The sequence below is a fragment of the Nocardia sp. NPDC102475 genome (assembly GCF_055584605.1).
The window spans coordinates 67,280-86,742 of sequence record NZ_JBVJLS010000005.1 but is presented as its reverse complement, the minus strand read 5'-3'; the positions used below and the strand labels follow the sequence as shown (position 1 = coordinate 86,742).

The 19,463-nt window shown below is 65.8% G+C and carries 17 protein-coding genes; 7 read left to right on the top strand and 10 right to left on the bottom strand.

The genetic code is table 11. The features are described from left to right. Positions 1–8 precede the first annotated feature (8 nt). From ACZ60G_RS11000 to ACZ60G_RS10990, 3 genes are all read left to right on the top strand, one after another. Positions 9–1,436, top strand: a complete 1,428-nt coding sequence (locus ACZ60G_RS11000; RefSeq protein ID WP_465809316.1) for an aspartate ammonia-lyase — start codon at positions 9–11, stop codon at positions 1,434–1,436. A 648-nt stretch (positions 1,437–2,084) separates the two neighbouring features. Continuing rightward, the gene (locus ACZ60G_RS10995) at positions 2,085–2,999 is read left to right on the top strand and encodes an undecaprenyl-diphosphate phosphatase (RefSeq protein WP_465809865.1); all 915 of its coding nucleotides are present in this window, start codon (positions 2,085–2,087) and stop codon (positions 2,997–2,999) included. A gap of 33 nt (positions 3,000–3,032) precedes the next feature. Continuing rightward, on the top strand, positions 3,033–3,935 hold the full coding sequence (locus ACZ60G_RS10990; RefSeq protein WP_465809314.1) for an alpha/beta fold hydrolase: 903 nt from the start codon (positions 3,033–3,035) through the stop codon (positions 3,933–3,935). Between the two features lie 3 nt (positions 3,936–3,938). On the opposite strand, the gene ACZ60G_RS10985 is transcribed toward ACZ60G_RS10990, so the two are convergent. From ACZ60G_RS10985 to ACZ60G_RS10970, 4 genes are all read right to left on the bottom strand, one after another. After that, positions 3,939–4,106 carry a hypothetical protein gene (locus tag ACZ60G_RS10985; RefSeq protein ID WP_465809313.1) on the bottom strand — a complete coding sequence of 56 codons (168 nt, stop codon included), beginning with the start codon at positions 4,104–4,106 and terminating at the stop codon, positions 3,939–3,941. Positions 4,107–4,192: 86 nt separating this feature from the next. After that, on the bottom strand, positions 4,193–5,098 hold the full coding sequence (locus ACZ60G_RS10980) for a serine/threonine-protein kinase (protein ID WP_465809311.1): 906 nt from the start codon (positions 5,096–5,098) through the stop codon (positions 4,193–4,195). A gap of 69 nt (positions 5,099–5,167) precedes the next feature. Then, positions 5,168–5,845, bottom strand: coding sequence for a PAS and ANTAR domain-containing protein (locus ACZ60G_RS10975; protein WP_465809863.1), 678 nt, complete (start codon positions 5,843–5,845; stop codon positions 5,168–5,170). Between the two features lie 75 nt (positions 5,846–5,920). Continuing rightward, on the bottom strand, positions 5,921–6,961 hold the full coding sequence (locus tag ACZ60G_RS10970) for a PucR family transcriptional regulator (protein ID WP_465809309.1): 1,041 nt from the start codon (positions 6,959–6,961) through the stop codon (positions 5,921–5,923). A gap of 836 nt (positions 6,962–7,797) precedes the next feature. Here ACZ60G_RS10970 and ACZ60G_RS10965 point away from each other — a divergent pair. Beyond that, positions 7,798–8,694, top strand: coding sequence for an alpha/beta hydrolase (locus tag ACZ60G_RS10965; RefSeq protein WP_465809307.1), 897 nt, complete (start codon positions 7,798–7,800; stop codon positions 8,692–8,694). 104 nt (positions 8,695–8,798) lie between these two features. Here ACZ60G_RS10965 and ACZ60G_RS10960 read toward each other — a convergent pair whose 3' ends face one another. Both ACZ60G_RS10960 and ACZ60G_RS10955 read right to left on the bottom strand, forming a co-directional pair. Further along, positions 8,799–10,154, bottom strand: coding sequence for an NAD(P)/FAD-dependent oxidoreductase (locus tag ACZ60G_RS10960; protein WP_465809305.1), 1,356 nt, complete (start codon positions 10,152–10,154; stop codon positions 8,799–8,801). 117 nt (positions 10,155–10,271) lie between these two features. Further along, the gene (locus ACZ60G_RS10955; protein WP_465809861.1) at positions 10,272–11,087 is read right to left on the bottom strand and encodes a ParA family protein; all 816 of its coding nucleotides are present in this window, start codon (positions 11,085–11,087) and stop codon (positions 10,272–10,274) included. Positions 11,088–11,433: 346 nt separating this feature from the next. Between ACZ60G_RS10955 and ACZ60G_RS10950 the strand changes: the two genes are divergently transcribed. After that, positions 11,434–11,769 carry a histone-like nucleoid-structuring protein Lsr2 gene (locus tag ACZ60G_RS10950; protein ID WP_465809303.1) on the top strand — a complete coding sequence of 112 codons (336 nt, stop codon included), beginning with the start codon at positions 11,434–11,436 and terminating at the stop codon, positions 11,767–11,769. 33 nt (positions 11,770–11,802) lie between these two features. Here ACZ60G_RS10950 and ACZ60G_RS10945 read toward each other — a convergent pair whose 3' ends face one another. Genes ACZ60G_RS10945 through ACZ60G_RS10935 form a run of 3 tightly spaced genes read right to left on the bottom strand, consistent with a single transcriptional unit; the run spans position 11,803 to position 14,976 of the window. After that, on the bottom strand, positions 11,803–12,627 hold the full coding sequence (locus ACZ60G_RS10945; protein ID WP_465809301.1) for an HTD2 family dehydratase: 825 nt from the start codon (positions 12,625–12,627) through the stop codon (positions 11,803–11,805). Continuing rightward, on the bottom strand, positions 12,624–13,787 hold the full coding sequence (locus ACZ60G_RS10940; RefSeq protein WP_465809300.1) for a CaiB/BaiF CoA transferase family protein: 1,164 nt from the start codon (positions 13,785–13,787) through the stop codon (positions 12,624–12,626). The genes ACZ60G_RS10945 and ACZ60G_RS10940 overlap by 4 nt, the downstream gene beginning before the upstream one ends. A gap of 34 nt (positions 13,788–13,821) precedes the next feature. Continuing rightward, positions 13,822–14,976, bottom strand: a complete 1,155-nt coding sequence (locus ACZ60G_RS10935; RefSeq protein ID WP_465809297.1) for an acyl-CoA dehydrogenase family protein — start codon at positions 14,974–14,976, stop codon at positions 13,822–13,824. A gap of 123 nt (positions 14,977–15,099) precedes the next feature. On the opposite strand from ACZ60G_RS10935, the gene ACZ60G_RS10930 reads away from it, so the two are divergent. Continuing rightward, the gene (locus ACZ60G_RS10930) at positions 15,100–16,050 is read left to right on the top strand and encodes a LysR family transcriptional regulator (protein WP_465809859.1); all 951 of its coding nucleotides are present in this window, start codon (positions 15,100–15,102) and stop codon (positions 16,048–16,050) included. A gap of 151 nt (positions 16,051–16,201) precedes the next feature. Continuing rightward, positions 16,202–17,680 carry an aldehyde dehydrogenase gene (locus ACZ60G_RS10925; protein WP_465809295.1) on the top strand — a complete coding sequence of 493 codons (1,479 nt, stop codon included), beginning with the start codon at positions 16,202–16,204 and terminating at the stop codon, positions 17,678–17,680. Between the two features lie 186 nt (positions 17,681–17,866). Here the strand turns inward: ACZ60G_RS10925 and ACZ60G_RS10920 are convergent, their stop codons facing one another. Next, on the bottom strand, positions 17,867–19,333 hold the full coding sequence (locus tag ACZ60G_RS10920) for an MDR family MFS transporter (protein ID WP_465809294.1): 1,467 nt from the start codon (positions 19,331–19,333) through the stop codon (positions 17,867–17,869). Between the last annotated feature and the right edge of the window lie 130 nt (positions 19,334–19,463).

Below are 19,463 nucleotides of genomic sequence, written 5' to 3'. Positions count from 1 at the left end.
GGAATCCGATGACCGAAAGCACTCGTACCGAACGCGATTCCCTCGGCACCCGCGCGGTACCGCGCGAGGCCTACTGGGGCGTCCACACTGCCCGCGCGCTGGACAATTTCGCCATTACGGGCGACCGGATCGGCAACTACCCGGCCCTGATCACCGCGCTCGCCGCGGTCAAACAGGCGGCCTGCCGGGCAAACCGGGATCTCGGCCTGCTCGATACGCGCCGTGCCGACGCTATCGATGCGGCCTGCGACGAGATCCGCGGTGGCGCACTGCACGACCAGTTCCCCATCGATCCGGTCCAGGGCGGGGCCGGTACCTCGACGAATATGAATGCCAACGAGGTCATCGCCAATCGGGCGCTGGAGTTGCTCGGCCACGACCGCGGCGGCTACACCGAACTGGACCCGCTCGACCATGTGAATCTGGGCCAGTCCACCAACGACGTCTACCCGACCGCCGTGAAACTCGCCATCGTGCACCACATCCACGATCTGGTTGCCGCACTGAGTCGGCTGGCAACCGAATTCGAAGGCAAGGCAATCGAATTCGCCGACGTCATCAAGATGGGCCGCACCCAGCTCCAGGATGCCGTACCCATGACGCTCGGGCAGGAGTTCGGCACCTTCGCGATCATGGTGCGCGAGGACTGCGCCCGCCTCGACGAGGGCACCGCACTGTTGCGCGAATGCAATCTCGGCGGTACCGCGATCGGCACCGGGATCAACGGCCATCCGGACTATCCGGCGCTGGCCTGCACCCATCTCGCCGATATCACTCGGATTCCGGTGACCTCGGCCGCCGATCTCATCGAAGCCACTCAGGACTGCGGCGCTTTCGTGCAGATCTCCGGCATCGTCAAGCGCGTCGCGGTCAAACTGTCCAAGATCTGCAACGACCTGCGGCTCATGTCCTCGGGACCGACGACCGGTCTGGGAGAAATCTCGCTTCCCCCAGTGCAAGCCGGATCATCGATCATGCCCGGCAAGGTCAATCCGGTCATCCCGGAGGTCGTCAATCAGGTCGCATTCGCGGCTGTCGGCAACGATATGACCGTCACCATGGCCGCCGAGGCGGGCCAGCTCCAGCTCAACGCCTTCGAGCCGATCATCGCCTACAGCCTGCTCCGCACCACCGCCCACCTCACCGCCGCCATCGACGCCCTGGCAACCAGATGCGTCGCGGGCATCACCCCCCACCGCGACCATCTGGAACAGGGTGTCCGCCGCTCCATCGGCATCGTCACCGCCCTCACCCCGCACATCGGTTACGCCGCCAGCGCCCGAATCGCCAAGCAGGCCTTGCACACCGGCCGCCCCGTCGAGGAAATCGCCACCGAGCTCGGCCTGTTACCCGCCGAAACTGTGAAATCCCTACTGGCGCCGCACCGCCTCGCCGGACTGCCAACCCCGGCCACCGAACCTGCTGCGGCGCAGTAGTCACCATGCACACGGGCCGTGCACCACTTGCAGCAGCAGAGGTCTCGCCTCGGTCAGTCCGGCGCCCCATCGATCTACACTTCGGCTTCGAACACGCCGGACTCGCCGACGTCGGCGTGGCGACGTAGAACTACGGGCTGCGTGGGCTAACATGGCAGCGCTGTGCGACGTGGCGGCGTTTGCGCAGCGAACGGGGAAGGAACCCGCTCGGCAACACACTGTGTTGCCGAGCGGGTCAAAAAATGCTCCGCCGAATTGCCGCTGTTTTCCCTCCCAGAGACCCACCGCACTGGACGAGACCGGCGCATCCTCGCGAGCATCGCGGCACGGAGTCGAAACCCTCACTGCCCGAGGGCACCTCGTTCCACGAACCAGTGGAGGAAGTTCGCTCGATACTCGCCGACGAATTGCTGGGCACCACAGACCTTTCCGTACATGATCTCGCCAGTGGGACGCGGCCATCACCCCACAGCGGACTTCAGTCGTGCCCACCGACACAGGAACAGCGCGAGTCCGGGCGAATGCCGCAGGACGACGTCGCATCGTAGTACGCCCCCGAAACATGCTGCGGGAACCAGTATTCGGACAAATCGGCGTGTGCTGGTCCCAGCCGGAAGGACTGTCGCGCACGTGCAAGAATCGTCCGCGATGATCACCTATCTCGAAGCGACTGTCATCGGTGCGGTGCAGGGGGTCACCGAGCTGTTTCCGATCTCCAGCCTCGGTCACTCCGTGCTGATAGCCGCATGGGTAGGCGGTGATTGGCGGAAGTTGTTGGTCCAGAACGAATCCGGCGCGGGTAATCCCTATCTGGCGTTCGTGGTCGCGCTACACGTGGCGACAGCCGTGGCGTTGCTCGGGTATTACTGGCGCGACTGGTGTGCGATAGTCACCGGATTCGTCACGACGCTGCGCACCAGGCGGCTCGATACCGTTCCGCAGCGATTGGCGTGGCTGATCGTGATCGCCTCCGCGCCGGTCGCCATCCTCGGGCCGCTGCTCGTACATCCGCTGCACGCACTGTTCGAGGGGCCCATCGATGCGGCCATCTTCCTGACTCTCAATGGCGTCGTGTTGGTAATCGGTGAGGGGCTGCGCCGGCGCAACGAGCCGACGCTGGCGGAATACGGGCGACGTTTCGCCCTCACCGCCGCATCGCATCCGGCCCGCCAATCCGACCGGCCGCTGGCCGCCCTCGGGACGCGCGACGCCGTAGGCATCGGATTCGCGCAAGCCGGCGCCCTGCTGACCGGGTTCAGCCGCGCGGGCCTCACCATGGTCGGCGGATTGTGGCGCGGTCTCGAACACACCCACGCGGCCAAATTCGCCTTCCTGCTTGCTACTCCGGCAATCCTGGGGGCCGGGATCGTGGAATTACCGGAACTGTTCGGACCGGAAACCGACGGCATCCGCGGGCCGATACTCGTCGGCGCTATCGTGTCCGGGACGTCGTCCTGGCTGGCCGTGCGCTACCTGGAGCGGCACTTCCAAACTCGCACCCTGCTACCGTTCGCAACGTACTCGCTGATCGTCGGACTGCTCTCGATCGTCCACTTCAGCTGAATCCATCTTCGACAAACAGGGTTTCGTGCTCAGATGACAACACCGGACTATGACGAATTCGGACTGTTCGCCGAGAATGCGGCCGAGGCCGGGCTGCCCTGGTCCGGTCCGCCTCAGGTGCAACGGTTCTCGATCGACATCGGCTCCGGTCGCCATATCAGTGGACTGCGCTGGGGTGACGGCGAGCCGGAGTTGGTGCTCCTGCACGGTGGCGCGCAGAACGCGCACACCTGGGACACCGTGGCGCTGGCGCTGAACCGCCCACTCGTCGCGCTGGACCTGCCCGGCCACGGCCATTCCGACTGGTGGCCCGACCATCTGTACACACCGCACCGGCTGGCCGACGCGGTCGCCGCCGCCGTCGAAACCATGGCGCCGCAGGCGAAGGCGATAGTCGGCATGTCCCTCGGTGGACTGACCGCAGTGCGACTGGCCGCGCGCCGCCCGGACCTGGTGCGCCGCCTGATCATCGTCGACGTTACCCCGGGCACCGGCAATAACCCGAACAAGACCGCGGCGATAGTCGCATTCGTCAACGGCCCCACCGACTTCGGATCCTTCGACGAGATCCTGGAGCGCACCGTCGCGCACAATCCGAGCCGCTCGGTCCAGTCGCTGCGGCGCGGAGTCCTACACAATGCACGCCCACGCGACGACGGCCGCTGGATCTGGCGCTACGACCGACTCCGCCCCACCGCCGACGGGTCGGTCGACTTCAGCCCGCTGTGGGACGACGTATCCGCCGTACAAGGACCACTCCTGCTCGTACGCGGCGCGGGCTCACCAGTTGTCGACGACGCCGACGTCGCGGAACTGCTCCGCCGCCGTCCCGGCGCCCAGGTCGCGGTCGTCGACGGCGCCGGACACTCGGTCCAGGGCGACCGGCCCCTCGAACTCGCGGCGCTCATCCGCGACTTCGTCTTCCCCGCCGAATGATCGCTATGACTTCGGCGCGTCCGGATCGAACCTATTGGTGAAGAACTTCGAGGGCTCGAAGGCGCCGGTCATCCCGCCGATATCCCGCAACCAACTCTCCCAGCGCAGAAAATCGGTGTTGGCGATGACCCCGCTGGGCGCGGGCACTCCGACCGACTGCCAGAACTTCACCGACGAAGCGTCCTCGCCCGGACGTTGCCGCTTCTCGATTCGAATTCGGCCCGGCCATGTCGGGCATTTCGCTGCCGCCGATATCGCTACCGGCGTAGCGCCGATCGGGTGAACGCCGCGTTCAAACGCTTCAGGAAGGGGCTGCCCGGCCGGGTCTCGTAGAGAGCCTCGGTGAGGAGGGCGATGGGTTCGGTGCAGGTGGTGTAGCGGGCGCTCGGATCCTTTGCGAGCGAACGGTGCACGATCGAGTCGACCTCGGGTGGGATCCAGTGTCGGCGTGCGGAGATATCGGGCGGCGGATCGTGCAGGTGGGCCTGCGCGGTGGCCATTATGTTTCCGCGGGGGAACGGCGGGCGGCCGGTGAGTAGTTCGATGGCCGTGGAGATCAGTGCGTACTGGTCCGTCGCCGGGCACACAGCGCCTGCCTGCAGCAGCTCGGGCGCGGCGTACGGCACCGAGACGACGACGAAACCATTTGTGGCCAGGGGCGGTTCGGGCCGGTGCAGCCATCGGGCCTGATCGAAATCCGAAAGTTTCACCGTCGCAGGGTCGTCCGTGCCCACCAACAGATTCGCCGGTTTGACGTCGAGATGGACGATGTCGTTGGCGTGCACGAAATCCAAACCCGCCGCGACCCGAGTCAGCACATGCAGCACCCGCCGCAGGTCCGGCTGTCGGTGCGGCATCGGCACCAATATCGCCCCTGTTGTACCTGCCACGTACTCGTGCGCCGACCACAGCCTGCCGTCGGTTTCACCGTGCGTGTACATCCGCACGATATTGGGGTGCCGCAGCACGGACAGGATGTCGAACTCGTGCACGAATCGCGCACGCGCTTCGGGTGACCGACTGTCCTCGGGATTCAGAATCTTCAGCGATACCGGCCGCGCCCGTTCCGGATCCTCGGCCAGATACACATCACTGCTACCGCCATGACCAAGCCGAGCCTGCACAACGAATCCAGCAAACCGGTCATTCGGTTCCAGTACCACCGCCACACCGTAGTTCGCCGACGCCCGGCATCGGCGGCGCAACCTCTCGCTGCTGGGAAATCGGCGCGGTCAGTCCTTGGGTATGCGTTCGTGGAGGGTCAGCAGAACGTGATCGAAGGTGGCGAGGGTCGCGGGTTCGGGCGCTGGAACGGTGGCCAGCTCGGCGATCAGTTGTTCGGCCAGCACGCGCAGCTTGATATTGGTTTCCTGCGAGCGCCAGATCAGCACCTTGAACGCCTGCTCGGCATTGATCCCGTACAGCCGCATCAGCACACCCTTGGCTTGTTCGATCACCGCACGCGCCTCGATCAGTTCCGGCAAACGCACCTCGAGCGCTTCACGTTCGGCTTCGGCGAGGGTGGCACTGAGGTCGATATAGAAGCCGGTCGTGCCCACCGGTTGGCCGTCGTCGTCGAGAATCCGGTCGGCGACCACCATGACGTTGTGCTCGACACCGGAGGTGTCGATGAACCGGTGGCGGCTCGAGAACGGCTCGCCGCGGTCGACGGAACGGGCGATGCGTTCGGCGACGTGTTCGCGGTCGTCGGGATGTTTGTGGGCCAGCATTAGTTCGGTTGTCGGCTCGATCTCCCCGGGCCGGTAACCGTGCATCCGGTACACCTCCGGAGACCACTCCCAGCGGCGGCTGGCGAACCAGAAGCGAAAACTACCGACCGCGGACCGCGCGCCCGACTGTCCGGGCGACGCACCCGCGGCATCGACGATCGGAGATCCTGGCGAAGACATCACCAACCAATTATGGCCCTTGCGCCGCCGCTGGTCCGTCTGGGACGAAGGATTTCTTATCCGGAAAGCTGCTGGTCAAGCTCGCTCGTCGAGCAGCTGCCACGCGGTGAGCGCGAGCCTGGCCCGCAACAGTCCGGTGGGCTCGGCGAGTTCGATACCCGTCATCTTTTCGATCTGTTCGAGGCGACGGGCGACGCTGCTGTGGTGCAGGTGCAGCAGTTCGGCCGCCCGGCGCAGCGAGCCGGTTGCGCAGTAGGCGTCGAGCGTCTCCAGATCCTCCGGAGTGCTCGCCATTCGGGCGATCGCGGCCACATCGGCGTTATCGCGCGCAGCCTGCCGGGGTACCTGCGCGAGCAAGGCCAGCGCCCCCAGGTCGTCGTAGCGGACGATCGGGCTACGCGCGGTGGCGAAGCGCAGGGCGGTGCGGGCTTCCCGCCAGGACCGGTCAGGGCGATCGGCGGCGCCGATGCCCGCGCGTACGCCTGCCGGAAACCGGGCCGAATCCACGGTGGTGGCCAGGATGACGCCCACGTCCGCCAGTGGTGCCGCCTTTACCGGGCGGGCTGTGCAGATCAAGCCGCCGACCCGGTCGAGCGGAAGCTGAGACCGAACGGCCACAACGCGCACCGGCTGGTCGACGGCAAAACCCAAGAGCCGCAATGCCCGAGCCCTGGCCGCCTCATCACTGTCGGCGCTGATCACCAGCTCGACCAGCGCAGGATCCGCCATGGTGGTGCGTGCCGGGCCGTATCGCTCGACGACCGCCGCCGCGGCGATGGCGAGCCGCTCCAACAGCAGTTCGTCGAGCGAGCGGGAGATGTCGGTACGTTCCAGCCAGACCGTCCCGATCTCCTCCTCGTCGAGGATGATCGGCCCAGTGGTGGGCGCGGACGGCGTCGGATCCGACACCTCCCGCCCGTCGGGTGCGAATCGGATCACTCGTCCCGTGCCGTGCAGTCGAATCCCGGTCACGCACTCGGCCAGGACCGCCGAGGCCCGAGCCAGCGCCGGGAGATCCACCCGCCGTCGCATCAAGGTGTCGTAGAACATCACGACACGCAGCGCGCCTTCCGCTTCCACATCCAACTGCGACAATCGGACCACCAAGGCATCCATCTCTGGAGGCTATCCGCGATTCGCCCAATGGATATCCCTGAGTCCGGCGAGTCCAGGTCGAGCGCCATTTCGCGGCCGGCTGGTTTTGCTATCTCCAGCTCGTCCGGGGTCCTGCACCGCGCGGAGGAAGGCGAGACTTTTGCGGCGCGGTAGCCACTACGCCCGATGCCGCCCCATCCCGGAACTGGACGACTTCGCAAGTGGCGCTAGCTGGGTCGTGTCGGCTAGGGGATCGACGCGCAGGGTTGAGATGAAGTGTTCGATAGAGGTAAATCCAGCGGCGCGGATGTGTGAAAGGAGTGCTGCCGCTGGGCTCGCGGGTTGGGTCGAGTTCATCCTGTTCCCTTTGCCAGTTGAGACTCTGCACGGTGGCTGCACTGGGTGGAGGGAAGCATGGTCTGTCGCGAGCGTCGGACCTCCCCACCCGGCGTACATCGATGGCGAACGCGTGGAAACTTTGTACCGCTGCGGGTGTTTCGTCATGCCAGAACGGCCATGAGCGTAGCGAACAGGTAGCAAGCGCGCCATAGTTCGGGGGCAAGCGGCTGTGGCACAACCAGTTTCGGAATGTTCCTGTATGCGCGTGGCCCATCGCGCCATGCTCGCCGACACCGCCCGCCTCACCAGCCTCACCGCCGACATCGCGGCCGGGCGCGCCGCCCGCCCACCCCCCTGCCCCGCATGTTCGGGATGTGCACGCCAGAGGAATGGGAACGCGCCGGCGCCGAAGGCGGGCTGATGCTGAAACAAATATGCGGCGCTCGTCGCGGAGCGGGGCCGGAATGCCCGACGGTTGGCGGATGAACTCCGAGCGACCGATCGGAAGGATAACTGTCATGGATCCCGAACTCGAACCATTCCTCTCGCTGTTCCCGCCGTCCGACCTGTCCGACCCGGCCACCGCGCGTAAACAGCTCGCCGAGCTTGCCGCCGCGATACCGGTTACCGATGTCGCGAACTTGGACATCGAAAACCGCACGGTCCCAGCCGATTCCGATGTGCCGGTGCGGATCTATCGTCCACACCAGTCCCAGGGAGCCATCGTGTGGCTGCACGGCGGCGGATTCGTCATGGGTGATCTCGATACCGAACATCCGTGGGCCACGATGCTCGCCAACGGCTCCGGCGCGACCGTGATCTCGGTGGCCTACCGACTGGCCCCCGAAAACCCGTTCCCCGCCGCACACGATGACATCTACGCGGTGCTGAACTGGACTGCCGAGCACGCAACCGAACTCGGCATCGACCCGACGCGCATCGCGATCGGCGGCCACAGCGCGGGCGCGGGTCTCGCGGCCGCGGTGGCGTTGCGGGCGCGCGACCAGCAAGGGCCGCCGATCCGTTTCCAATTGCTGCACCAGGCCGGACTCGACGACCGGCAGCAGACGTGGTCGCAGCGGAATTTCACCGATACGCCGTTCGTGACTCGCGATAAGGTCGCGCAAATGTGGGGGCACTACCTGGGCTCCACACCCGCAACGCCGTACGCGGCCCCGGCGCGGGCGACCGATCTGTCGGGCCTGCCGCCCGCTTACATCGCCGCCGCGGAGTTCTGCCCGAATCGCGACGAAGACATCGACTACGCATTGCGCCTCATGGCGGCCGGAGTGTCGGTCGAGTTGCACCAGTGGCCCGGCACGTTCCATGGCTCCCAGGCGATCCTGTCCGCGGAGGTGTCACAGCGGCAGAACGCCGAACTGGCGCGAGTTCTGCGCCGCGCCTTGGCCGAGTGATCCGAAATTTTCGGCCAGCTGCGGGTAACGCTGGTCCCAAGACAGGGACCAGCGTTACCGAGCCCGGTACGGAGCGAATCGCATGCCGGGCTGCCACGATTGGCCTACGTGGTGCGGCGTCCTCGAAGACGATGCAATCCCATCGTCGCGGCGGCCACACGTGGATCGAACATGTGCAGTGGGGATTTCGTCATGTTCAGCACATCGAGGAATTTCGCCGCAGTCGCCGGATCGTCCGCCGCTGCCCGGAACATCCTGTTCAAGCCTGAATGCGCAAGTGATTTCACCCCTGGTGAGCCGAGCTCGACCGGCGGCATCGTCATATCGCTGACCTTTGTCAGCCACCACGGGGTGCGCAGCATGCGGCCGACGCGGCGATAGTAGCGACGTGGCAGATCCTCGGTCCCCTGCTGGAGTACTTCATCGAGTAGATCCGCCGCAATGGCCGCGACAGTCATTCCGCTGCCGTAGATCGGATTGAAACTGCATACCGCATCGCCGATGGAAAGTATTCCGCCCGGAACACGATCCAGCAGTTCGTACCGGCGCCATACCGCCGTGCGGAACCGGTAGGTCGCTACGTCGTCGACCGGTATCGCGTGGCGAATTACGGTAGCGACATCGCCGGGTGCGCACTCGGCGGCATAAGCCAGCAATGCGTCCGGACTCGCCGGTGGGTGATTTTCCTTCCCGACGCCGAACGCCGAGAGCACCCACAGATCCCCCTCCTGTGCCGCGAACCCGAACCCGCGCGGTCGGCTCGGCATCGGTCCCACCAGGACGATCCGATCGCCGCCGACGGCGTCCAGCGGCAGTCGGAAATGGCAAGTTGCGTAACCGATATCGACGGGCACCTGATCTTCGCGTGGCCGCGGGTACCCCAGCGACTCGAGCCAGGGACCAGCTCGTGAACCCCGGCCCATCGCGTCGACCACCAGATCGGCATGCACAGGCTCCGGTTCCCCGCCGGTCTCCTGGCGCATCACCCGCACTCCGCCGACGCCGGTATCGGAGGCGACCAGCTCGGCTACGACAGCGTCGTCCCATATCGTCACATTCGCCAGCGCCGCTACCCGGGCACGCACATGCGATTCCAGAAATGGCCGGCTGGCGGCCACGGACGTTCTGCCCAATTCAGCGCGATACAGAACGTTTCCGAAAAAGATCGCGCGGAAATCGTCGAATGCGCTGACGGCCTTCGCGCCATCGGTGATCAGCTCGGCGATCAGGCCGGGAAACCGGGACTCGGCGATATCGGCGGCGCGCATCAGCAGGCCGTGGGAATGTTGCGATTGCGGAGTGCCGCGGCGTTTGGTTTCCGCGGCCGACAACCGATCTCGTTCGACGACAGTCACCGCCGCATAGTGGTCAGCCAGAATGCGGGCCGCGAACAGACCCGCGATCCCGCCACCGAGTACGACCGCATGCTCCCCGGCGCGGCGGTTACCCCTTCGACTCACCGGGTCCTCCTCGTCGGTGTGACGGCGCCGACGACGTCCGAAAGTTCGGTCGATCGCGGGCAGGGCACGGCGACCCTACCCCGATGCGGCGTGGTCGTGCATGTCGTGGACGTGGCGTCAGCGGCCGGATCGGTGGATGACCTCGCGGGCCAAGGCCCGATATTGCTCGGCGCCGGCGGATCGAGGCGCCCAGGTGGTGATGGGTTCACCGGCAACGCTGGCGTCGGGGAAGCGGACCGTCCGCGAGATCACCGTGTCGTAGACCTGGTCGCCGAAGACCTCGGCAACCCGGGTCAGTACTTGACGCGCATGCAGCAGGCGCTGGTCGAACATCGTGACCACGATGCCGAACAGGCTCAGGCCCGGGTTCAGCCGGTCCCGGACCTTGTCCATGGTGTCGGTGAGCAGCGCGACCCCGCGCAGCGAGAAGAACTCGCACTCCATCGGGACGATCACGCCGTCCGCACAGGCCAGCGCGTTCACGGTGAGCAGGCTCAAGGACGGCTGACAGTCGATGAGTATGTAGTCGTAGCGGTCCCGAATCGGGTCGAGTACCCGCCGCAGCGAATGTTCCCGGCCGACCTCGTTGACCAACCGAATCTCGGCCGCAGACAGATCGATATTGCTCGGCAGGAGATCGACATTGTCGACGTGAGTGCTGATCAGTACCTCGTCGATCAGCTTTCCCGATCCCCCGAGCAGGTCGTATACCGTGCACGGCAGGTCATTCAGCACGGCGCCCAGCCCGGCGGACAACGCGCCCTGCGGATCGAGGTCGACCAGTAGCACCCGTCGCCCGCATTCGGCCAGCGCAGCGCCCAGGTTGATAGTCGACGTGGTCTTGCCGACGCCGCCTTTCTGATTGCACAGGGCTATGACCTGCGCTTCAGTGCGGGGCACCGAGTGTTCGGATGCATTGACCGCACTCACGATTCGCAAACGCTTCGGCTCGTCTGTACCCCTGAGCCACTCCGTTTGCCGGGCAGATCAACTCGCCACAGGTAGTTTGCCAACATGTCGCCAGGTTAGCCGCTCATCCCCGAGACTGAACAACAAACCCCACATGAGTCCTTGCTCATCAACAATCAGGACCCAGATCGCTGACAATTCACTGAACCGACCGCTTGGTCGAAACCGTCTCGCCGGGAATGAATCCCAGCAACCGCACACGTCCGGGTTCGATTCGGGGCAGCTTCGATCGTCGTGCCGCCGCTCGTTATGATCACGATCCTCTGCTTACGATCCTCTGCCCGCTGTCCACCCACGAAAAGGAATGCCCATGGCACGCAAGGTCGTTGTGACGCTCGTCGATGACTTCGACGGCAAATCCGCTGCCGAGGAAACAGTGGCCTTCGCCCTCGACGGCGTCGAATACGAGATCGACCTATCCACCGTCAACGCCGGCCAGCTGCGCGGCATCTTCGAGCCCTGGGCCTCGAGCGCTCGCAGAATCGGCCGCGCAGCCCGGGGCAAGAACCACACCTCGCGCACGGCCAACGACCGCGCCCGCACCGTCGCCATCCGCGACTGGGCCCGCGCCAAAGGCATCGCGGTGTCAGCCCGCGGACGGATTTCAGCAGAAGTAGCCCAGGCGTACGAGAAGGCCAACGCCTGATCGCTGTGCAGCCTGGCGCTGACCACCACGTCGTCAGTCGGCGGGATGCAATGTCCCGGTAGCGGTTTGCCGTCCGAAACCGTCCCGCGCGACGGTCGCAATCGCACCGTCGCGCGGGGTCGCCGAGACGACCAGCCCTTGGTGGTCGAACAGCGGCGACCGCAGCCGATAGTCGAAGACCTGGTCAGCGGTGTAGCCGCGGGTCCGGGCGGCCTCGGCCATGGCCATCGCCTGCAATGGTCCGTGCACGAGCAGACCCGGATAGCCCTCGACATCGCGGGCGTAGTCGCGGTCGTAGTGGATGCGGTGGCCGTTGTAGGTGAGCGCGGAGTACCGGAACAGCAGGGTCGGCGAGGTGTCGATGGCCCATTCGTCTTCGGCAGGAGGGACTTTCGCTTCCTGGCCCGGTTCCGGTTCGCTGGACCCTCCGCTCGCCTCGACGGCGTCGCGGTAGACGATATCCTGCCGTTCGTCCACGACGATCCGATCGCCCTGCAGTATCTGGTGGCCGACAACGACGAAGGTCAGCGCGCCGCTGCGCCCTTGCTTATCTTGTGTGGACAGCACTGTCGTTCGTTTCGTCGCCGGTTCGCCGCACACCAGCGCGCCGCGGGTGCGCACCTGCCCTCCGGCCCACATCCGGCGTCGTCCAGGCCCCGGCGGCGCCGGAACGGTATTGCGAATCGGGTGACCATCGGGTCCCAGATCCGCCTGTGCGGGGCGTTCGAGCAAGTAGATCCAGTGCCACAGCAGCGGAAGTCCCTTGTCGAGATCCGGCAGTGGGACGCCGAACAGCCCGCTGAGCGCCTCCGCTGGACCGGGCACCAGCAATTCGGTGCGTTCGACCACCTCGGTCATGCCAGTGACTCCTTCGAAACATGTTCTGCCGGTGCGAATTCCGTGCGCAGGGCTGCGGTGTGCTCCCCCATCCGAGGTACCGCACGCATCGCCGGTTCCCAGCCCCCCACCACCGGCGGCAGCATGGCCTGCATAACCCCGCCGGGTGTATCCACCGGCCGCCAACGATCGCGGGCCGCGAGCTGCGGGTGCTCGGTGAACTCGGCAGGTGTACGCAACCGCGCATTCGCGATACCGGCCTGTTCCAGCAGCTCGATGACCTCGTCGGTGCCGAATGCGGTAAACGCCTGCTCGAGCAGCACGGTCAACTCGCCGTCGTGTGCCACCCGATCGGTATTGGTCGCGAACCTCGGATCCTCGATCAGGTCGGCGCGTCCGAGCACCGCGTCGCACAACGCAGTCCACTCGCGCTCGTTCTGGATACCGAGGAATACGGTGCCGTCGGCAGTGCGGAACGGACCGTACGGAGAGATCGATGGATGTTTCGCCGCGGTGCGGCGCGGTGGTTCGTCGCCGTAGCGGGAGAAATAGGCTGGCTGGCTCATCCACTCCCCGAGCGCATCGATCATCGCGACATGCAGACTCGCGCCGGCACCGGTGCGCGCCCGGTCGTAGAGCGCGGTGAGGATGCCGCTGTAGGCATACATACCGGTGGCGATATCGGCGATCGAGAAGCCCGCTTTGGCGGGCACTTCCGGTGTGCCCGTTGACATCACGAGCCCGGTCTCGCATTGCAGCAGCAGGTCGTAGGCCTTCTTCGACCGATACGGACCGTCGGGGCCGTAGCCGGAGATCGAGCAGTGGATCAGCTCGGGCCGGGCCGCGCGCAGCGTTTCGGCGTCGAGTCCGAGTCGTTCGGCGGCACCGGGGACCAGGTTCTGCACGAAAACATCGGCCCGGGCGATCATCGCATCGAGCAGCCGTCGGTCGGCTGGATCCTTGACGTCGAGTTCGACGCTCTCCTTGCCCCGATTGAGCCACACGAAGTAGCTCGACTCCCCGTGGACGGTTTGGTCGTAGCGTCGCGCGAAATCGCCGCCACCAGGGCGTTCGATTTTGATCACGCGAGCACCGAGATCGGCGAGCTGACGGGTCGCGAACGGCGCGGCCACGGCCTGTTCGACCGCGACGACGGTGATGTCTTCGAGAGGGCGGCGCATACTGTGCCTTCCGGAAAAGTCGGTGCCGGACAACTCAGTTGATCCGATTACGGCTGATCAGCTGGCGGGCGATCACACCGCGCTGAATCTCGTTGGTGCCCTCACCGACGATCATCAGCGGCGCGTCGCGGAAGTAGCGTTCCACATCGAATTCGGTGGAATACCCGTAGCCACCGTGCACGCGCACGGCATTGAGCGCGATCTCCATGGCGGTCTCGGAGGCGAACAGTTTCGCCATACCGGCCTCCATATCGGCGCGCTCGCCCGAGTCGTAGCGGCGCGCCGCGTACTGCACCAACTGGCGCGCGGCGGTCAGTTTCGTCGCCATATCGGCGAGATAGTTGCCGACGGACTGGTGCTGCCAGATGGGTTTGCCGAAGCTTTCCCGTTGCTGGGCGTAGCGAATCGAATCCTCCAGCGCGGCCCGACCGACGCCGAGCGCGCGCGATGCCACCTGGATCCGCCCGACCTCCAGACCACGCATCATCTGCGCGAAGCCCGCCCCCTCGACCCCGCCGAGCAGCGCCGATGCGGGCACCCGCATATCGTCGAAGGTCAGCTCACAGCTCTCGACACCCTTGTAGCCGAGTTTGGGCAGATCCCGCGACACCGTGAATCCGGGCCCCTTCTCCACCAGCAGAATGCTGATCCCCCGATGCGCGGGTTCCGCGGCCGGATCGGTCTTGCACAGCAGGGCGACCAGATCCGATCGGCGGGCATTGCTGATCCAAGTCTTGGACCCGTTGACGATGTATTCCTCGCCGACCCGGCGGGCCGTCGTGCGCATCGCCTGCAGATCCGATCCGCCGCCCGGTTCGGTCAGCGCCATGGTCGCGCGCAGTTCACCGGTCGCCATCCGCGGCAGGTAACTGTCCTTCTGCTCCTGAGTTCCGTAGTCCAGCAACAGTTTTGCGACCACCGTGTGACCGCCCATCGCCCCCGCCAGGCTCATCCAGCCGCGCGAGAGCTCCTCGGTGACCGCGGCGTAGCACGGGGTGGACACCTTGGCGTCGCCCCACGGTTCCGGGATGGCCAGCCCGTAGATCCCGAGCTGTTTCATCTGGTCGATCAGCTTCTCCGGGTAGGTGTTCGTATGGTCGAGCTCCTGCGCGACCGGTTTGACCTCCCGGTCCACGAAGTCACGCACCACCGCGACGATCGCGGCTTCTTCCTCGTTGAGCTCGTCCACGACGACTTCCTCTCGACCTCGGCGATGCACCCCAGCACTAACATCATGAGAGCTAATACCGGCCTGGGTAAAATGCCGAGTTCTGATACAACTATGCCGGTTCGCGATGCGCAGGAGGAGCGGATGGACTTCAAGCAGTTGAAGGCCATGGTCACGGTCGCCGAGGTCGGCAGCGTCACCAAGGCCGCGGAGTTGCTGCACCTGGTCCAACCGGCCGTCACCCGGCAGATACGGATGCTCGAGCAGGAACTCGGTGTCGCACTGTTCGAGCGCACCCGGCAGGGCATGCGCCCGACCGAGGCCGGGACGGTCATGGTCGAGCGGGCCCGGCGGGCCCTGCACGAACTGGATCGCGCCCGCGCCGAACTCCGCCCGGCGCCCGGTGTCGTCACCGGGGTGGTCACCGTCGGCCTGCTGGAGAGCGCCGCCGACCTGTTGGCCGAACCACTCGTATCGGCGCTCGCCCACCATCATCCCGGCATCGAATTGCGCGTGCTCACCGGCTATTCCGGACATTTACAGCGCTGGCTCGACGACGGCGACCTCGATCTGAGCCTGCTGTACAACCTCACCAGCACACCGTCGCTCAATGTCGAACCGCTTGCGCGGGAACGGCTCTGGGTGGTCGCGCCCCCGAGCGCCGACCTGCATGCCGACCGCCCTGTCACCTTGGCCGAGGTCGCGACCCATCCGATGGTGATGCCCGCGCCAGGGCATGCGCTACGCGCCCTCATCGACGGCGCCTCCGCGCGGACGCAGGTGAATTTCGACGTGACCGTCCAGACCAATTCACTGCGTCTACAGAAACTGCTGGTGCTCGGCGGGCACGGCTGGACGATCCTGCCCGGTGTCGGCATCGCCGACGATGTCGCCAGCGGAACGCTCAGCGCCGCACCGGTATGCGAGCCGGAGGTCTGGCGACTGATCGTCCTGGGCATACCGCGCACCGGCCGCGTCGCCGCTGCCGCCGAAGTCGTTGCGGCCGAACTCATCCGCCAAGTGCGCACCGCGGTAGCGGAGGGGCGGTGGCCCTCCGCCCGACTCGTCGACCGCAGCGAAACCACGGCGGATTGACCAGATCGATTGCCGTCGAACGGTTCAGGTCGAACAGACGCACCAGCGTCATATGCCGTCCGGAAATACGGGCATCAATTCTTTTTATTTCTCAACTGTGTTCATCATCACTCATGATCGGTCGCAGAGTCTTCCGATACCGAGGTTCGCCATGCAGCAGTATCCGATGTTCGTCGACGGGCATGACCATCAGCCGATCGGCGGCGAGTGGTTCCCCACCGACAACCCGTATCTCGGCGAACCATGGGCCCGCATAGCCAAGGGCAGCGCCGAGGATGTCGACGCCGCGGTGCAGGCCGCCCACCGGGCCTCGACCTCCGGCCCCTGGCCGGAACTCACCGCGAGCGCTCGCGGCGCACTACTGCGCCGCCTCGGCGACACCCTCGCCGAGCATGCGCACCGACTGGCCGAACTCGAGGTCCGCGACAACGGCAAATTATTCGCCGAGATGTATGGGCAGCTCAGCTATCTGCCGCAGTGGTTCTACTACTACGGCGGACTGGCCGACAAGATCGAGGGGACGGTGCTGCCGCTGGACAAGAAGGGTTACTTCGCCTACACGCGCCAAGAGCCCGTCGGTGTCGTCGGCATCATCACGCCGTGGAATTCACCCCTGATGCTGCTGACCTGGAAACTGGCCCCGGCCCTTGCCGCAGGCTGCACGGTGGTGATCAAACCGTCGGAATTCACCTCCGCCTCGACGATCGAGCTGGTCAGGCTGTTCCATGCGGCCGGATTGCCGCCGGGCGTAATCAATGTGGTGACCGGCTTCGGCGCCGACGTCGGCACGGCCCTCGTGGAACATCCGCTGGTCCGCAAGATCACCTTCACCGGATCCGATTTCACGGGGCGCGCGATCAACGAGGCCGCGGCCCGCGACCTCAAGCACGTGAGTCTCGAACTGGGTGGCAAATCCCCGAATATCGTATTCGCCGACGCCGATCTCGACGCCGCCGTCAACGGAGTCGTTTCCGGCATTTTCGCCGCCACCGGCCAGACCTGTATCGCCGGATCGCGACTGCTGGTCCAGGACAGCATTCACGACGAATTCGTCGCGCGCGTAGTGGAACTCGCGCGCACGGCCCGCATGGGCGACCCCATGTCCGAGCACACCCAGGTCGGCCCGATCACCACACCGGCGCAGTACACGAAGGTGCTGGACTATCTGCGCATCGCCGAAAAGGAAGGCGCCACACTGGCTTTGGGCGGAGCGCCCGCGACGCGCCCGGAATGCGGTAGCGGCTGGTTCATCGAACCGACCATCTTCACCGGCGTCGACAATCGGATGCGCATCGCCCAAGAAGAAGTCTTCGGACCGGTGCTCGCCGTCATTCCGTTTCGCGCCGAGGACGATGCTGTCGCCCTGGCCAACGATGTCCGCTTCGGCCTCGGCGCGGGCGTCTGGACCAGTGATATCGGCCGTGCACTACGCATGGCCGAACGCATTCGCTCCGGCACCGTGTGGGTGAACACCTATCGCGCCGTCAGTTTCATGGCGCCGTTCGGCGGATTCAAGGATTCCGGCATCGGCCGGGAAAACGGAGTAGATGCCATCCGGGAATATCTCGAAACCAAGACGGTCTGGATCAATTCCGGTGCGCCCGTCGGAAATCCATTCGTGATCCGCTGATCCCGCACACCGTCAGGAACCGAGTCGCGCCGCGAGCAACTGGGCCAGGTGCCGACCATGGCGAGCGATCAGATCCGAGCTGAGTGCGGCAGGATCTGGTCCGACATCGTCGGCTGAATCCCAGCGGGCCGAGAATGACGAAAACCCCTGGCGCGCAAATGCAGTCAGGGGTTTTCGCCGTGCCGGTCAGCTCTTGACCAGTTCGGGGATCGCGGTGTCGGGTTCCTCTGCCTCCGCAGGGGCGGCCGCCGCCCGGCTCGGCAGCAGCGCCGCCATGGCGATCACGACCAGTGCCAGGGCGGCGGACACCAGGAAGGCCAGACGCATGCCGTCGAGGTGGGCCGTGACGGGGTCGGTGCCGTCGGCGACGAGTCCCGTGCTGCGGGCCGACATCACCGTCACCACCAGGGCGGTGCCGAAGGCCGCGGCGACCTGCTGCAGTGTGCCGAGCATCGAGCTGCCGTGCGAGTACAGGTGCTGTGGAAGCGCGCCGAGCCCGAGGGTGAAGACCGGGGTGAAGGCGCAGGCCAGCGACACCATCAGCAGGATGTGCAGTGCCAGCAGCTGCCAGTACGGCATGGACATCGAGATCTGGGTGAATCCGGCCAGCGCCGCGGCGATCCCGACCGAGCCGGGAATGACCAGTACGCGTCCACCGAAGCGGTCGAACAGGCGGCCGACCGTCGGTCCGAGCAGACCCATCGCCAGCCCACCCGGCATCACCAGCAGGCCGGTCTGCAGCGGGCTCAGACCACGCAGGTTCTGCAGATACAGCGGCAGCAGGATCATCGAGCCGAGCATCGCCATGAACGCGACCGACATCAGCACCAGCGCCTTCGTATAGGTGCCGGAAAGCAGGACCCGCAGATCCAGCAGCGGCGTGCCGGTGCGCTGCAGGCGCAGCTGACGGAAAACGAATACGGCGATGAGGGCCGAACCCGCGGCGACGATCAGGGCCGGGTTGATGAGATTGTCGCTCTCGAACCGGCTGAGCCCGAATACCAGCCCGCCGAATCCGAGCGCGGCGAGCACCACGCTGACCGAGTCGATCGCCCCGGCCTGCGGTTCACCGACATTCTCCAGTCGACGCAGACCCAGCCAGGTGACGACCGCAGTGATCGGCAGGACAAGTACGAAAAGCCAACGCCACGAACCGATCTGCAGCACCATCCCGGAGACCACCGGGCCGAGAGCAGGCGCCACCGAAATGGCAAGGGTGACATTGCCCATCACCCGGCCGCGGTCCTGTTCGGGCACCACGGTCATGAGTGTGGTCATCAGCAGCGGCATCATTACCGCGGTACCGCCGGCTTGAATGACCCGTCCGAGCAGCAGCACCGCGAACGACGGCGCGACGGCCGACAGCGCGGTCCCCGCGAGGAAGACCCCCATCGCCACGGCATAGGCCCGTCTGGTCGACACCCGCTGCAGGAACCAGCCGGTAGTCGGGATGACGGCCGCCATCGTCAGCATGAACGCGGTGGACACCCACTGCGCCGCCCGCTCGGTGACCTCGAGGTCGGCCATCAGCCGCGGGATGGCGTTGATCATGATGGTTTCGTTCAGGATCACCACGAAGGTCGCGAGTACCAGTACCCGGATGACGGTCGGCGTCCGCCCTCCCGAGGCGGGGGCGGAAAGTTCGGCTGACATCGGGTGTACCTCCAGGCGTCTCGACAGGAATATGTGTGGCGCGTTACCGATTCATCGGATCTCGCCACAGTGGTAGAGACGGGACCGGCGGCTCGAATTCATCGGCACGCGACAGTATTGCGGTCGCCAC